Annotated in this window: 15 protein-coding genes; 14 read left to right on the top strand and 1 reads right to left on the bottom strand. The window is 31.8% G+C overall.

All coding sequences use genetic code 11. The features are described from left to right. The first annotated feature begins 391 nt into the window (after nt 1–391). The 4 genes from KO504_RS05110 (at nt 392) to KO504_RS05095 (ending at nt 8,540) form a co-directional block, all read left to right on the top strand. Nucleotides 392–1,135 (top strand): DEAD/DEAH box helicase, encoded by a 744-nt coding sequence (locus KO504_RS05110; RefSeq protein ID WP_215925526.1) that lies wholly within the window; start codon nt 392–394, stop codon nt 1,133–1,135. Nucleotides 1,136–1,164: 29 nt separating this feature from the next. Further along, nucleotides 1,165–1,563, top strand: a complete 399-nt coding sequence (locus tag KO504_RS05105; protein WP_354667385.1) for a helicase-related protein — start codon at nt 1,165–1,167, stop codon at nt 1,561–1,563. A 48-nt stretch (nt 1,564–1,611) separates the two neighbouring features. Further along, nucleotides 1,612–2,163: a T9SS type A sorting domain-containing protein gene (locus tag KO504_RS05100; protein WP_215925251.1), complete on the top strand. Its 552-nt coding sequence runs from the start codon at nt 1,612–1,614 to the stop codon at nt 2,161–2,163. 500 nt (nt 2,164–2,663) lie between these two features. Continuing rightward, nucleotides 2,664–8,540, top strand: a complete 5,877-nt coding sequence (locus KO504_RS05095; RefSeq protein WP_215925250.1) for an immunoglobulin-like domain-containing protein — start codon at nt 2,664–2,666, stop codon at nt 8,538–8,540. A 203-nt stretch (nt 8,541–8,743) separates the two neighbouring features. Here KO504_RS05095 and KO504_RS05090 read toward each other — a convergent pair whose 3' ends face one another. Continuing rightward, nucleotides 8,744–9,415 carry a hypothetical protein gene (locus KO504_RS05090; protein WP_215925249.1) on the bottom strand — a complete coding sequence of 224 codons (672 nt, stop codon included), beginning with the start codon at nt 9,413–9,415 and terminating at the stop codon, nt 8,744–8,746. Nucleotides 9,416–9,774: 359 nt separating this feature from the next. Here KO504_RS05090 and KO504_RS05085 point away from each other — a divergent pair, with 359 nt between their 5' ends. The 10 genes from KO504_RS05085 (at nt 9,775) to KO504_RS05040 (ending at nt 17,171) form a co-directional block, all read left to right on the top strand. Continuing rightward, entirely contained in the window at nt 9,775–9,936 is a 162-nt protein-coding gene (locus tag KO504_RS05085; RefSeq protein ID WP_215925534.1) for a hypothetical protein, read from the top strand. Nucleotides 9,937–10,258: 322 nt separating this feature from the next. Next, nucleotides 10,259–10,660, top strand: coding sequence for a TerB family tellurite resistance protein (locus KO504_RS05080; RefSeq protein ID WP_215925248.1), 402 nt, complete (start codon nt 10,259–10,261; stop codon nt 10,658–10,660). Nucleotides 10,661–10,662: 2 nt separating this feature from the next. Continuing rightward, on the top strand, nt 10,663–11,928 hold the full coding sequence (locus KO504_RS05075) for an ABC transporter permease (RefSeq protein ID WP_215925247.1): 1,266 nt from the start codon (nt 10,663–10,665) through the stop codon (nt 11,926–11,928). Beyond that, nucleotides 11,929–12,855: a hypothetical protein gene (locus tag KO504_RS05070; RefSeq protein WP_252723622.1), complete on the top strand. Its 927-nt coding sequence runs from the start codon at nt 11,929–11,931 to the stop codon at nt 12,853–12,855. Nucleotides 12,856–12,866: 11 nt separating this feature from the next. Then, nucleotides 12,867–13,727 carry an endonuclease/exonuclease/phosphatase family protein gene (locus KO504_RS05065; protein ID WP_252723621.1) on the top strand — a complete coding sequence of 287 codons (861 nt, stop codon included), beginning with the start codon at nt 12,867–12,869 and terminating at the stop codon, nt 13,725–13,727. 100 nt (nt 13,728–13,827) lie between these two features. Further along, nucleotides 13,828–14,208 carry a hypothetical protein gene (locus KO504_RS05060; RefSeq protein ID WP_215925246.1) on the top strand — a complete coding sequence of 127 codons (381 nt, stop codon included), beginning with the start codon at nt 13,828–13,830 and terminating at the stop codon, nt 14,206–14,208. Further along, on the top strand, nt 14,201–14,428 hold the full coding sequence (locus KO504_RS05055; RefSeq protein WP_215925245.1) for a hypothetical protein: 228 nt from the start codon (nt 14,201–14,203) through the stop codon (nt 14,426–14,428). The genes KO504_RS05060 and KO504_RS05055 overlap by 8 nt, the downstream gene beginning before the upstream one ends. Nucleotides 14,429–14,619: 191 nt before the next feature. Then, complete coding sequence (locus KO504_RS05050; RefSeq protein WP_215925244.1) at nt 14,620–15,027, top strand: hypothetical protein; 408 nt, start codon at nt 14,620–14,622, stop codon at nt 15,025–15,027. A gap of 39 nt (nt 15,028–15,066) precedes the next feature. Further along, nucleotides 15,067–15,444 carry a PH domain-containing protein gene (locus KO504_RS05045; RefSeq protein WP_215925243.1) on the top strand — a complete coding sequence of 126 codons (378 nt, stop codon included), beginning with the start codon at nt 15,067–15,069 and terminating at the stop codon, nt 15,442–15,444. A gap of 98 nt (nt 15,445–15,542) precedes the next feature. Beyond that, nucleotides 15,543–17,171, top strand: coding sequence for a DUF4836 family protein (locus KO504_RS05040; RefSeq protein ID WP_215925242.1), 1,629 nt, complete (start codon nt 15,543–15,545; stop codon nt 17,169–17,171). The last annotated feature ends 28 nt before the right edge of the window (nt 17,172–17,199 follow it).

Raw genomic sequence — 17,199 nt, 5'->3', positions numbered from 1 at the left:
TAAAACCGCAATAAAACCGTGAACCGCCCCAAATTAAACCGTAATAAATAATAGAGGCAAATTAGCTGTAAAATTGAAATTATTAGGAACTTTTGAGTTCTGGTAACAGTTTAAGGGATAGTACAATAAAATAACCTTAGTAATTTTTATATGGTGATATTGGTGCTTTTATATAAATTCATGATTTTTTATATTTGGTCTGTATATTGGATATGGACAATTGTTTATATCTAATTGTTTTGGCATTAATTAGTAAAAGCAAATCAATATATATATTTAGTTAAATGACAAACAAAAATTTCGAATTAGATTATCAAAAAGAAATTGTATTAAAATTGATTTTAGTCTTTTTGAGCGTTAGACAGATGAAAACTTTCTTAATGAAGATGTTATATATATTAGAACCGATTATTTAGATTTATTTCATAATCGTAATAAAAATAAATTAGACCGAGTTAATTATTTTAAACTTAGCACTTCTACTAAATTTAAATACAAACTTCTTTTTAATGAAGAATCTAATGACTTAGAAAACTTAGAGTTTTTTCTTAAAAACATATTTGAATACGATAGGTTTAATAATGGTCAGATTTCTATAATTCAAAATATTTTAGAGAATAATACAACAATAGGTCTACTGCCAACAGGCGGAGGAAAATCTTTGACTTATCAACTAGCTTGTCTTTTACAGCCTTGTATAAGTTTTGTAGTCTGTCCAATAAAATCTTTAATGTATGATCAAGTTAAAGACCTTAATCAAGCATACATTCAAAATATAGAATCAATAAATAGTGATGTAGGTGGTGCTGCAAGAACAGAAATATTAGACAATTATAGTAATGGAAAATATTTCTTTGTTTTTATTTCACCTGAGAGATTTCAAACAAAAGATTTTAGAGAAAGATTAGTCGCTATTAATTCACAATTGGACTTTTCTTATGCCGTAATTGATGAAGTACATTGTTTGTCAGAATGGGGACACGACTTTAGAACCTCGTACTTAAATTTGTCAAATACCATAAAAAAATACTGCCCTACAATTAACTTTTTAGGTTTAACCGCAACGGCTTCAGTTAATGTTTTAAAAGATATTCAGTTAGAATTTAATACAGACCAAAAGAACGTAAAACGTTAACTGATTATACGCGGCCAGAATTAGAGTTTATTGTAATCAATGATAAGGGAGATAAATATCAAGAAGTTACTACTATTATTGAAAATCATATTGAAGAAGATAATCTTTTTGCACCTGAAGCTGAAAATCCTAAGTGTGGTTTAATATTTACCCCTTTTGTGAATGGTGGAAATGGTTGTTTTGACTTATCAAATAGATTGTCAACTAACTTTAATGTTCCCATAAAATTCTATTCTGGTTCAAAACCAAGAAATTATAATGACGATTTAGATTTTGAAACATATAAAGTAAAAGTTCAAGACGAATACAAACAAAATAAATTTACATTACTAACAGCTACAAAAGCTTTTGGTATGGGGATTAATAAAAAGAATATAGGTTTTACTGTACATTATGGAATGCCAGCCTCAATGGAATCACTTTATTAGGAAGCAGGAAGGGCGGGAAGAGATAAAAGTAATGCGAAATGTTATGTTTTGTTAACAGAAGAAAACCCTGAAACAGATGTTGAAACTATTTTTAACCCAGAGTCAACTTATGAAGAAATCCAAGCTTTAACAGAAAAAGTAAAATGGGATGGTAGATATGAGTCAGCGATAACAGCGGCAGCATTACGTGTACAAGTGTATAGCGATGGTATTACAGATTTAGTAAGTGTACACTTAAGAGCTAGAGGAGGAGTATCAGATTATATTAATGATAGTGGTACAGATACCAAAGCAACACTAATACAGTATTTACCAGAGGCATCAGAAGTTCCATTAAGACCAGAAAACACTACAGATCTAATGAGGCTCTCGCCAAACCCTACGTCAGGCTATACATTGCTTAGTTTTGAAGTGGTCACAGCGATTGAGTTTATCGAAATTCACGATTTAACAGGAAGATTAATGAGCCGTGTTAAAGGAGGTGAAATAGATAAAGAAGGTAAACAAATTTCTGTTCAAGGCTTGCCTAATGGTATTTATACCGTAAAAGCAATGTCAACTACAGGAACATTATATCAAAAAAAGTTGATAAAAATATAATTTTAAGTAGAGCTTAAATAGTTCTTAAACCTAACAAGTAAGATGTAATACGGTCTTATTTGTTAGGTTTTTTTATGATAAAATATGATGAAACTAAATCCTTCATTAATCCTATGACAAATTAGTTAGGGTTTCTGAAGTATAGATTGTTATCTAGTAAATTTTGGTTCAACCATTTGTTTATAAGTAGGTCTTTCATTTTCAGTGTTTTAATGAGTGGTTTAGTGGTTTTTCTTAAAGTTTAAGACGTAATTTTAACGCTTTTATTTACTTTTTATCGAAAACAATTCCTACAAAACTGATTTCTAATACAATTCGTCGGTTTTTTATTTTAAGGGTCTGATTTACTGATTTTTAATGCTTAATTTTAACAAGCTATTAATTAATCAACCCTCAACATTACAACACAATTTACATAGAGAAATTGCATTTAGGCTGCACCATAAACTGGTGTGGTCTTTTTGTGTTATTAAATGTTGAACTAAAACAATTATCTTAGTATGAAAACAAAAACAACATTCCAATTTCAAAACAAGAAATTCTCTTTTTCAATTTTCGATAAAGATGCAATTCATCTCGCTCGTAACGGCATAACAAAGTTTTTACTGTTGGTTATACTTGCCTTTAGTTGGCAAAGTAATGCTCAAAACTTGAATTTTACGATTGATACAGCTGTTGATAATGGTACAAGTATTACAGAAACGATTGTTAGTGGAGGCGATACTTATGTATTAACTGTTTTTCATTCCGGTAATGAAGAGCTCGATCATCTTGGAGGAGGAGATCTTATATTTTACTTAAGTGCTATAGATCCATTGACGCCTTACACGTTATCTATTACAAAGAATGGAAGCCCTACAAACTTCAGTCTTAATAGTATTGATTATGATACACTTGGACAAGGCACTATTTCAGTTACAAATCAAGATGGTGATGTTATTTCTAATCCTACTACCTATGGTGTAGGTAGTGGAACTTTGGTGACCTCTAATCCGGTTAATGCTCTAGATATTTCTCAGGTAAAAATTACTCCAACAGGAGTTTCTGATTTAAATAATTTTGGGTTCCATAATATTAACGTGGATATTATGGCTGTGAGCAACACACTAGAAGTCCCAACAATTTTTAATAGTCCTATATGCACTGCTAGCTCAGTTTTATTAGGATATACATCTAATCCAGTTGGCACTATTATTAGAATATATAAAAATGGCAGTATAGCTTATACAACTACGGTTTATAATCCTAACAATGGTAATGGAAATTATTGGTTGGCCCCTCTTAACCCTAGATTTTCACCAGGAGATGTTGTGCAAGTAACTGCCTACGACGGCAACAGCGAAAGTGCTTTTTCTCCTTCCTTTACTGTTCCTAATTCTTCAACAGCAACAGTAGAAGTTATAGGTAGTAGTAATATTTGCAACGGAAACGGTACAACAATAGGCGGTACTGTAACGTTAAACGGTCTTCAATCAGGTAATGATGAGGGTTGGGGTCTAACAATATCGTCAGAAGATGTTAACGGTAATTTTGATTATATTTTTGTGGATAGCTCAGGAAATGGATCTTGGAGTATAGACGTAAATCCAACAAGTGACACTACATATACTTTATCAAGTCTAGATGTTTATGATGGTTGTGGAAACTCAGTTAGTAACCAACCATATGTGGAAATAACGGTAAATGCATTACCAACACCCACAATAAGCGGTGCAACTAATTTTTGTACAGGCAGCTCAACCGTTTTAGATGCTGGAGACTATGAAAATTACCTTTGGTCAACTGGTGAAACTACGCCAACCATTTCAGTAAACACAGCCGAAACATTTACAGTTACAGTTACTGATGCTAACGGATGTACAGGTACGGGTTCTGTTACAACTGTAGAGAACCCAAATCCCACGGTAACATTCATAGCACCAGCAGACTTAGATGAAGATGCAGGAGTACAGGCAAACCTTGGTGGCGGATTACCAACAGGAGGTATTTATAGTGGCTCTGGTGTCACAGACGATGGTAACGGCCTAACTTATAGCTTCGACCCAACAGTAGCAGGAGTAGATACACATACACTAACATATACTTTTACAAATGCAAGTAGCTGCACAGGTTCAGCATCAGATGATGTTGAGGTGTTTGCGGTTGCGAGTAATACACAACCAGTGGCAGTAGGTGGAAATAATATTACCGTATCTGTAGAAGAAAATCAAACATTTGCTTATAATGTTGATGCTACAGATGTGGAAGATGATCTTGCAGGCTTAGATTTAACGTATGCAATATCAACGACTGATGGAATTGATCGCAACTTGTTTGATATTGAGGCTAATACTGGTGTGGTCACTTTTACTGTAGCTCCTGATTTTGAAAACCCACAGGATTATGGTGGAAATAATGGCTATAATATAAGAGTTCTAATCACAGATTCTCAAGGTGCACAGACCCTCCAGAATTTATCAATTAATGTTACAGATGTAGATGAAACTCCTATATGCGAAGTAGCTATACAAACCACTACGGTAAATGGAGAATATTATTTACAGGTTTGTGAAGGCAGTACGGATAGTTTTCTATTAGAATCTGAGTTTACAGGTAATGGTAGCCTAAGTTTTCAATGGCAGTTCTTACCATCAGATTTTAGTACACCATGGCAAGACATAGTAGGAGCAACAGGCTCTACTGTAACAGTGACACCAACCGTACCAGACAATTATTATTACAGAATAGTTGTGAAGTCAGACAATACAACCCCAGATAATTTATCTGATGACTGTACTGCGGTATCTAGTGCAGCTGTAACTATATATATTACACCTTCACCAACAGTAACTTTTACAGCACCAGCAGACTTAGATGAAGATGTAGGAGTACAGACAGGTCTTGGTGGCGGATTGCCAACAGGTGGTATATATTCTGGACCTGGTGTTACAGATGATGGTAATGGACTTACCTATAGTTTTGACCCAGCAGTAGCAGGAGTTGATACGCATACGCTAACATATACTTTTACAAACGCAAGTGGTTGTACAGGTTCAGCATCCGATAATGTTGAGGTGTTGATGGTTGAAATAGACGAAACAGCACCAATAATCACTTTACTTGGCGATAACCCTATAGAACTCAATGTAGGCGATACTTACCAAGAGTTTGGCGCTACAGCACTAGATGACGTAGATGGCGATCTTACGGATACTATTGTTATAGATGCCTCAGCAGTAGATACAAGTACTGCAGGTAATTACATGGTAACCTATAATGTATCTGATGCTGCTGCTAATGCAGCTACAGAAGTGACTAGAATGGTAAATGTAAATGATACATTAGTATTTATTGAACCTTGTATAAATAGAATTCCTCAAATTGAAAATAACGTTTGGACCGGTGGTATTGCCTCGGTTCCTTCGATACGTATGAGCTTTGGTCAATCTTTTGTTGTACCTATAGGTGTTAACGAAATAGATGGCATTACTTTGGCATTTTCCGAATTGAGAGCAGATTATAAATTCACTGTAAAACTTTATAAAGGATTAACTACGGATGGACTAGATCCAGTTATTGCTTCTTCTTCTATTTATGCACAAGCTTCAAGTGAGGAAACATATAGTGGTTATGAAGTGCAGTTTCAATTTGCTAACACTTTAAGTCTTATACCAGGAGATAATTATTATTTTTCACTTACTCCAGAAACGTATGATGATTATCATGGATATGGCGGATATGCATTAAATTCTACACCATGGGCAAACCCTTACCCTGATGGAGCTTCCTTTCGATTAAACGATGATGGCACCTTTTATCACCACGACGCTAATGCTGATATCACTTTTTCAATTTATAAGTGTGGACCTGATATAATTGATGAGACAGCACCAATAATCACTTTGCTAGGAAATAACCCATTAAATCTTAACGTTGGAGATACTTATCAAGAATTAGGTGCAATTGCGACAGATAATATAGAGGGGGATTTATCAGAAAATATAATTATAGATGCTTCAGGAGTAGATACTAGCATTTTAGGTAGCTACAGCATAACTTATAATGTTTCTGATAATGCAGGTAATACAGCCACAGAGGTAACAAGAATAGTAAATGTGCAAAGTTGTGTTAGTGATTATTTAGGCGTTATAGAAAATCTAGAAGAACTACAAGATTATAATGAAATAAATATAGAACTACCTGATAATTATCTAGTTCAAACTTTTACAGTGCCAGAGGATATAACTGAAGTAGATGGAATTCAGGTTAATATGAAACCTAGTATACATTCTGATTTTGTATTTACTTTAGATCTATACGAAGGTATTGCTGAAGCAATTGTGCCAGTTAACCCTGTTGCTTCTACACATGCTATTTATTTTAATTCAGATGATGGGACTCAACCTATTTCTATTGGTGGTAATGGGCTAGATTTTAAGTTTAGTGATTCAGTAAGCTTAACTCCTGGTAATTCTTATTATTATATAATTACACCATTCGAAAAAAAGAATCATGTATATGTAAGCTATCCAAAAACAGAGAATTATGAGGGTGGATCACTTTCATGGGTTGGTATAAGTGTACCATATCTATACCCATATGAAAATGCTAATCTCAGATTTTCGATTTATAGAAATAATGAAATTCTCGATACTGATGGCGACGGTGTTTGTAATGAGTTTGATGTTTGCGAAGGTTTTGACGACAACATAGACCTTAATGAAAATGGCATCCCAGATGGTTGCGATATCGTAATTGCAGACAACGACCCAAATGAAAACAGCAACTTAGCACTTTTAGATGAAGCTATTTTATCTGGTTCTGTTTCTAACGGTCGTGGTACACCACAGGCTATACTTTATGATCCTTTAATTAATGATTATCATATAATAACCGATTACAATGAATACGGAGTTGGTTTTGGTGAGAATCTAGGGCGTCCAGATGCAGATAATGGTTTTAAATGGCAAGTAGATTGGTCTACTCCAAAAGCGATTAATTATGTTACTTTTGGTGGCGCGTATTATAATCAGCCACAACCCAATGCGATGTGGAGAATAAGTTACCTCAATAATGAGGAATGGATAACGTTAGACGAAGGCCAAGGAGGCTGGATAGATAGTGGTATTTATGAATGGGATGGTACAGCATCACCAGCAATAACAGCAGATGCATTACGTGTGCAGATTTATAGCGATGGAGAAACCGATTTAGTAAGTATTCATCTTAGAGGCCGTGGAGGTATTTCTAATAGAACAAATGATAGTAATACAGCTACAAAGGCAACACTTATTCAGTATTTGGCTCCTGTAGGTACACCAATAGCCAATTTTACGGCTGCTACAGATGCACTTAATGTTACTTTTGATAGTAGTACTACTATAGAAGATGGTAGTATAGTAAATTACCAATGGAATTTTGGTGATGGTAATACTTCTAATTCTGGACCAATAGTAGTGCATAATTATGCATCTCCAGGGATTTATGTAGTAACGTTACAAGTTACAGATAACGATGGTTTAGTAGGTACAATTTCTAAGGAAGTCACGGTAAGTGATGGTACCGCAGTAAATGAACCAGATGAGAGTATCAACTTAGCACTCTTGGAAGATGCAACCGTAACAGGATCAACACCTGATGGCCGTGGCAGACCACAAGCTATTTTATATGATCCGTCTATAGATGATTATTTTATAAGAACAGATTGGAATGAGTATGGTGTAGCATTTGGGCAGAATTTAGGACGTCCAGAGGCAGATAATGGTTTTGTATGGCAAGTAGATTGGACAGTACCAAAAGCCATTAACTATGTTACTTTTGGAGGTACTTATGCTAATCAACCACAACCTAATGCGATGTGGAGAGTGAGTTATTTAAACAATGACGAATGGATCACGATAGAAGAAGGCCAAGGTGGCTGGATTGATAGTGGTATCTACGAATGGGATGGCAGATATGAGTCAACCATAACTGCTGCTGCATTACGAGTACAAGTGTATAGTGATGGAGAAACCGATTTGGTAAGTATTCATCTTAGAGGTCGTGGAGGTATATCTAATTATAGAAATGATAGTGGTACCGAAACTAAAGCCACACTTATACAGTATTTACCAGAGGCATCACAAGTTCCATTAAGACCAGAAAACACTACAGATCTAATGAGGCTCTCGCCAAACCCTACGTCAGGCTATACATTGCTTAGTTTTGAAGTGGTCACAGCGATTGAGTTTATCGAAATTCACGATTTAACAGGAAGATTAATGAGCCGTGTTAAAGGAGGTGAAATAGATAAAGAAGGTAAACAAATTTCTGTTCAAGGCTTGCCTAATGGTATTTATACCGTAAAAGCAATGTCAACTACAGGAACATTATATCAAAAAAAGTTGATAAAAATATAATTTTAAGTAGAGCTTAAATAGTTCTTAAACCTAACAAGTAAGATGTAATATGGTCTTATTTGTTAGGTTTTTTTATACTTACCCGTTATAACATGAGTTTCATAGTAAAAACACAAAAAGAGTCCGGTACTTTCGTACTGGACTTTTACTATTGTAATTAGAACGAGATTTCAACTTGTAAGGGTTTGTCGTTTAATTGATAGTTATGGGCAAGTAATATATTTGTTTATCATATATTGAGTTATTGGTTTTAGTGTTTTGCTAGTCTCAGGATGAAGTCCTAGAGCAGTGAAATATTCTAATTCCTTATCCTTATTTTTTCCATACCATATTAAAACACTTCCATTCTCATTAAAAAAAGAGTAATCACATGTTGGTTCAATTTTTTTAAAATAAAGTATACGTTCTTCTTTGTATATTTTTAGTTGATTAACATTATATTTTTTTACATCGAAATCAACTTCTACATAATGATCATTTTGCCAAACCATCCAGCGCTGTCTTGTTGTGTAATTATAGATAAGCATACTAGAAATTAGTAGTAGGACTACTAGAATTATAACTCTATGCTTTTTTAAAAATGCAAATGCATTTTTTTCAGAAGATGCTTCTTCATGGTTTTTTGTGAATTCATAATAATTGTCATAATCCAAATATTTACTTAAAGCATCCAATACCTCTTTCCTAAGGTTAATATCGCTTTTTGGATCACTATAGATTACTTTATATTTTTCTGTTAAACTCCTTTCTCCATACGTAAATTGATTTATCTCATAAATCTTTTCCGATAAATGTCTTGCTCTCGTAAAAATTTTATCTGAATTCACTTCGCTCTTTGCTTTTTCAAAAGCTTTTAAAAGTAATTTTTCTTGCATGTCATTTATTTTATTTCCCTGTTAAATCTACAAATTAGCAATGGAAATAGCATGGAAATTCTTTTCCAAAAAGTTTCTATGCTATTTCCATACATTCCATTATGAACTTTATTCTTTTGCTTTAGAATTGAATACCACCTTAGGTGTAATAAGGTTTACAAAATTCAATTTTATTAATGGAGAAGCAAAGTGAAATAGTGCTATTCTTTGGGAAGAAATAATTCTGTTTTACTTCTGCTCTCCAATCTTCCCAGCGAAGAGACGTCTCTTCAAAAATTTAGTAAGTGTTGCTAAGCAACTATAGCTCTGAGAATTTCTCGGACAGCAACACTATTGTTTAATTTTTAATCTAATACAAAATGAAAAAAATATATGTAATAGTTTTTACGGTTTTCCTCAGTACAGCATTCTTTTCGTGCAACCCTGAGAGTTTAGTTGATGAAATAGCTCCACAAGCTTGTTGTGATGAAGGAGAGGATATTCCGCCACCACCTCCGCCACCAGATCCAGTAGTTACTTAAAATGTTATTGTTGGCTGATGTTAAATTAATTATGATTTTAGAGGAATGATTTTAACCAAAATATCATTCCTCTTTTTATTATTTACAATTAATCATATCAGCAATATATGAAGACTTTGTTTTTATTATTTGAGAGTGCTTACGGAAAACCGTAAGGTGAATATTGTTATTTCAGTTAGGTTTGTTTACCATGAGAAAAATCATTTAGTATGTGATTACAAATTCTTTAAGGTCATTTTTTTTGATGGATTACGGTTTACCGTAAGGGTTGGTTCTTAGTTTCATATACATTTGATTATTAAACTGAAATTAAAAGAGTATTATGAAGGAAATATCAAATAAATTAAAAAGTCATTTCCTACGGCTTTATCAAATTGCATTTTCTGATGACAATTTTGATATACTTGAATTAAAAATGTTGTACCACTTTGCAGAAGAAAGAGGAGTGTCTGAAGAACAATTGCAGCAAGTTCTGCTAAACCCACTTACAAGTGATGCTCAAATACCTGACACATTAAATCAGAAAATAGAATACCTCAATGATTTAGCTAAAATGATTTGGGCTGATGGTATTGTTACTGAAGATGAGCGTAATACATTGTCTAAATATTGTAAGAGATTTGGGTTTTTGGATGAAAACCTAAAACAATTAGTTGATTTTTTACTAGAATGTGCTAAACAAAATCTGTCAGTTGAAGAAATTCTGTTAAAAATAAACGAGTAATTATGGAAAAATTAAGAAGCCTTTTTGCAGTAAAAAAAGAAAAGTTAGAAGATGAGGATCTAAGTTTTGACACAAAGAATCAAGATAATATAAGAATAACGTATTATCAAAGTGGTTTTGCAGCAGCTCAAAAAGCATCAGGTAAACCTATTGTGTTAAAAGCTTGTTTACAGAATGTTTACAATAGTTTTGAAGATCAATGTAGAAACCAAAAGATAGAGCAAGAAAAACTAAAAAAACCTTATTATGAAGAAATAGAGAGGCACAATTCCGAAATTAAAAAACTAGAAACAGCAAAGGAAATTAATGAAGAAAAGCAAGTTGAGTGTAAAAATCAATTGTCACAAATAAAAGAGGATATTATTGATGTAAGAGTAAATCCAGATAATCATGGACTTATTATAGAGAGAAATCCAAAAGTTAAATTTTATATAGGACTTGCACTTTTGTTGCCTATAACACTTTATTTATTAGTTTTTTACATTTCTGCTTCCTATTCAGTGTTTTTTAAAGAATTTAATGATGATAGCCTATCGTCTGCAATATTCGATGCACAAGCTTTTACAAAAGCGATGCAAGACGGTGCATTAGAGGCAATACTTATAGTAACTATCCCTTTTGTTTTTATGGGATTGGGCTATATCATACATATGATGCAGAAGGTATCTGGGATAGCTAGTAAAATTAAATTGTTTTTACTATTTGTAGTTACTTTTTTATTCGATGGATTACTGGCTTATGTTATTGAAAAAAAGATTTATGAATTTAATAGAACTCCGTCATCCCCAGATTTTGATCTATCTATTGCTGTTAAAGAATCAGAGTTTTGGGTGATAATTTTTGCAGGATTTATAGTTTATATTATTTGGGGGTTAGTATTCGATTTTGTTATGAAGGAGCATGAAAGTTTAGATAAAATTAATGTCTTTATTAATGCGAAAAAGAAAGAGATGGCGAATATAAGAACACAATTAAAAGAGCTTGTTTTGAAAAATGATTCTTTAAAATCAAAAATAACTGAATTTAAAGGAAAAGCTTCTGAAGCTCAAAGTAAAATTGACGGATTTATTTTTCCAATAAAAAAATATCTTCATTACCACCATCAATATGTAGAAGGGTGGTTTCAATCAATTGGAACTGAAATAGCACTACCTAAAAAGCAAAAAGACGAATTATTAGAAGATTGTCAAACGGTTTGCAATGAGCATCTTATAAAACTGAATCTTAATGAGGATTCAACACAAAATACTATTTATTCAAAAAGTTAGATGATGAAAAAACTATTTGTATTTGTAATTACTTCAGGAATACTTCTTGCTTGTGCTTCTGAACCTGAAAATAAAAAGAACCTTGTCAAGGGTAAACCTCATACAACTAATAATCAAAATAAGAAATCGGCTAATTTAAATATTAGTATTCTTCTTGATTTATCAGATAGAATTGATACAATAAAATATAATAATCAAAGTATGCAATTTTATCGAAGAGACGTTGGGTATTTAAAGTCTGTTGCCGAAGCTTTTGGAGATGAGATTAAGTATAAAAAATCCAGACAATTGGATGATAAAATTCAATTGTATTTTGATCCAGAACCTTTAAACCCTAAAATTAATGATTTATCTAATCAGTTAAAATTCCATGTCACTAGAGACAATGGTACAATAGATTTTATAAACGAAATAAGTTCTACCTATGCCTATTTTGGGTTAGAAATTTATAAACAAGCCTTAAAGGATGCAAATCACGATAATGGGTCTGATACTTGGGGCTTTTTTAAAAACAAAGTAAAAGATTACTGTATTGATAAAGACTACAGAAATATTTTAGTAATATTAACCGATGGCTATATTTTCTATGAAGATAGTAATTTGAACGAAGGTAATTTATCTTCATACATTACACCTAAAAAAATAAGACAGAAAAAATTGAATACATCTAATTGGAAAGAAGTAATGGAATCTAATAAACACGGATTTATTCCGGTTGGTCAAGATCTGTCAAATCTCGAGATTTTGGTTTTAGGTGTAAATCCAACTAAGACAAATAATAATGATTATGACTATGATGTACTTAAAAAATATTGGTCTGACTGGTTGTATGGCATGGGGTTAGAAGAAGGTAATTTTGAGTTTAAAATGGCAGATTTACCAGCGAATATGGATAAAATTATTAAAGAATTTATTAAAAAAAAATAGGGGATTAACGGATGAAAAAACTTCTTTTTATAAGTTTATGTTTTACATTAATTAGCTTTTCTAAAACTACAAGTAAGTTAATATCATCAGATAAAAATTCCTTAAAACTTATCACCTGGAACATCCAAGACCTCGGCCAAACTAAAAATGCAGAAGAAATTGCCTTCATAGTAGATGTTTTAAAAGACTTTGATATCGTTGCCATTCAAGAGGTGGTGGCTAAACATCCTGCTGGTGCACAAAAAGTGGCACAAATAGCAGATGAATTAAATAGAAAAGGTGCTAAATGGGATTATAGAATAAGTGATCCCACAAAAAGTCCATCTGTTTATATGAGTGAGCGCTATGCTTATTTATGGAAAACGAGCAAAATAGATATACAAGGACGCGCTTATTTAGATAAGGAGTTAGCCGAAGAAATAGTGAGAGAACCATATATTGCAGAATTTAAGGAAAAAAGCACAGGTTATAAGTTTCATGTTGTTAATTTTCACTCACGGAAGCACGACGATAATCCAGAATTAGAAATCATTCATTTTAAAAATTATCAAGAGCGATTAAATACAGATAAGCTATTAATTGTAGGCGATTTTAACCTTAATGAAAAACATGAGGTATGGAACAACCTATACGTACAAGGTTTTAAATCTGCAGTAATAAACCAAAAAACAACTTTAAAACGAAAATGTGGTTATGGGAGTTATCGGAGTCATGCAATCGATAACATTTACTATTCCAAACAAGTTAAAGCAGTTAACACGGGAGTTGTGGATTATATTCAAAATTGTGAGAACTTAGCTCCAGCAAGAAGGATTTCAGATCACTTGCCGGTTTTTATAGAATTTAATATAGAAAGTAATAATAATGATTAACTTTTAAAAGTATTGGTGTATTAAGAGATATACCGAAAAAGAATAAACTTAATAAATTAATTATTGTTATATGCGACTTTTTAGAAACATATGTCTGCTTTTGCTACCATATATTATAATGGTAGTTGTAAATGAATCTTATCGCTATTCTATAACGGAAAAACCTTATACTGCTTACGGTTTCACGGCGATAAACTCAGATGTTAAGAGTCCTCAAAAGTGTAGTTGGATAGCGCATAACAATACAAGTTACTGTAAACAACATCATGTTAAGTTTTTAAAAGATTACTTTTATATTACTGATAAAATATATTTTGGAGCCATTCAAACTTTACATTCTACAGGAAATTATATGGCTGCTAATATTCTTTTTTTAGTTATACTTTTTCCATTTATTATGTGGTATTCACTGGTGAAAATTATAGACTACACCATAGCAATTAGAAAATTAAAAACCAGCAAAAATCAGCGAAATGAGTAAGATTGATTCATTAATAGATTGGATGATTTATGTAGGTGGTAATTTATATGTCTATTGTACTGATTTCACCATAAATCTGGCGAACCTTACAGGCACTTTATATTACGAAGTGAATTTCTTTTTCTTTTGTATACTATTTCCATTTTTATTGGTTGTTTTACCTATAATGGCAATAGTATTAAGATTTCGACTTCAACAATTGTCTAGGATGTATAAATAAGCAATAAACAATTAGAAAACATTACTGTTAATTGTTAAAAATATCACGTTTATGTTATTAAAATTATTGAATACGGTTTACCGTAATCAAATGATATTTTAATTATTTAGCTTTATAATTTAAAATAAAACTGAATAATTTTACAGAGAAAGTGCTATCATATTTAATTAAACATAAAACCTTTATTTTTCATGAAAAATGTAATCACATTAATAATTTTAATATTTACAACATTAACCGTGAGTGCCCAAATAGGAGTATCTAAATCTAAGATAATTCAAAATAACAGTGACTACATATTAGATGTTACAGAAGATGGAACTGAATATATCACCTATGTTGTAGAATTTGATAATTATGATAGACATGTAGCATGTTATCTTACAAATAAAGAAGATGATGAAGAGCAGATATGCTATCGTGTGGCATATATAGAGCCTAGTTCAGAAACCGATAATTGGGTGAGATACTTTAATAATGAAAATTTTATAAAATTAGAGGGTATGACCTGGAAAGATTACGAGCATTCAATGCTGTACGAAGTTGTAGTGAAAGATGGCAGTTGTTTGGTTATAAAATCTTATGACGAAAAACTTTAACTTTCAATATTAGAGCTTTTAAAAAAACAACCAAAAACTATGGGACTACTTAACAAAATACTTGGTAACGCAAGCCAAGCTTCAACGGAACAATTAACTACAAAATACGGACGCTTATTAACCAATAACGAGCAAATAGAACTTGGTTTTAAACTCTTTAGAGACGTGTTTATGTTTACCAACAAGCGTCTTATTCTTATAGACGTGCAAGGTATTACGGGGAGTAAGGTAGAGTACAAGTCCATGCCGTACAAAAGTATCTCTCGGTTCTCTTTAGAAACTTCTGGGACTTTTGATTTAGATGCCGAACTAAAAATTTGGATTTCAAGCGAGAACATTCCATCGGTAAGCAAAAAGTTTAATAAGAGTATTGATGTATATGAAGTGCAGAAGTATTTGGCAGAAAAGGTGATGTAAGTTCCATTTTCTTATTTAAAATAATTTAGAAAAATTATTATAGCAGCACCGATTTTTTATCTTTAACGCGTAAGCAATTAAAAAAAACAATTTAATACATGAAATTATTACAACCTACCCAATTCATTAAAGTTATTATAGTAAGTTTAGCTCTTATAATGCTTGCTTCATGCAGTAGTAAACCTAGTAGTTTATCTATTATACCAGAGAGCACAAATGTCGTTACAGTTGTTGATGTTTATAGTTTAATTAAAAAAGGAGAATTAAATGAGTTAGAGCAATTTGATTTATTTAAAACCTTTAAAAAAGAAATTAGAAACGAAAACAAAAAAGTGTCACGAATGATGCAAAACGTTATAGATGATCCTACAGAAACGGGATTAGATTTCACCAACGATTTACTCATGTTTTATGTTAACGAGGCTAAAGACGAGCAATATTATGCGATGGCACTGGATCTCAAAAATGAAGAAAAATTCACAGTTTTCATTGAAGATTTATTAGATAAAGGAGGTGTTTCTTTTGATGTGGAAAATGAAAAATCTTACAAATACATCATCGTAAATAAAGATGTCGCTTTTGCTTGGGATAAAAATAAGGTGATTTGTTTGACTTCAAAAAACTATGAAAGTCGAAAAAATTTCGATTTAACCATAAATACACTTTTTGGGTTAAAAGAAAATAATCAAATTACACAAAACAAAGATTTTACTACATTTTACAATAATAAAAAAGATATTAGTCTTTGGTTTTCAACCAACCTCTTAGAAGACAATTACCAATATAAACGTATGATGCGTGAATTAGATTTTGATATTGCAGATAATTATGTGGCTGCTCATCTAAATTTTGAAAACAATAATATGTCTATGCAATGGAAACTATTTCCTAACGATGATGTGAAAAAAATGGTAGAAGAAGATCCAATTCTTAACACTAATTTTAATTCTGATTTATTAAGTTTTTTACCTGAAAATAGTTTGGCAAATGCGAGTGTATCAATGAACCCTATGGCATACTATAATATGCTAAAATCAGAAAATGATTTTGATAAAATGGAAAATAAGTTCGAAAACGAAATGGGTTTTACACTTAAAGAATTTATTGGAAGTTTTAAGGGAAGTGCAGTTTTTAATTTAATAGATATTAAGGAAGTCGAATATACTTATCAAAATTACTACTCTGATACTGTCACTAAAACAGAACCTTTACCAATTATGGGATTAGCTTTTGATATATCTTCTAACACGTATATAAAGCAAATTATTGAAAAACTTCCTGAAAATGATTTACAAAAGCGAAGTGATTATTATGAAATTAAAATTGATAATAGATACGACATGTACTTAGCTTTTAATTCTAATACGTGTTATTTTACTAACGATAAAGCAAGTGTAAAAGCGTTTAAAGATGGCGGATTAAAATCAGGTAGTTTGTTAATGTCAAATCAAGTTTCAAATTTCAAGAATAATGCGTTTTATGCCTCTATGAATTTAGATTTTGATACTTATCCAAATACCATAAAAAAAGAACTTACTAAAGCTCAGAATAGTAGAGAAGGTAGGGTTTTTGATATGTGGAGTGAATTTGCTTCATCTTTAGAGTTAAAACAAATTGATAATTACACGATGCAATTAGATTTAAAAACGAAAGACAATAATAAAAACAGTTTAAATAATATGTTAAGCCTTATAGATAGAAGCTATAATAGTTATATGGGATTATAATTTTTTATGACTATTATTTTAAATAACA

This window comes from Winogradskyella psychrotolerans, assembly GCF_018860565.1.
GTDB lineage: Bacteria > Bacteroidota > Bacteroidia > Flavobacteriales > Flavobacteriaceae > Winogradskyella > Winogradskyella damuponensis.
The sequence above is the reverse complement of the archived record's forward strand: the minus strand, read 5'-3'. Positions and strand labels throughout refer to the sequence as shown.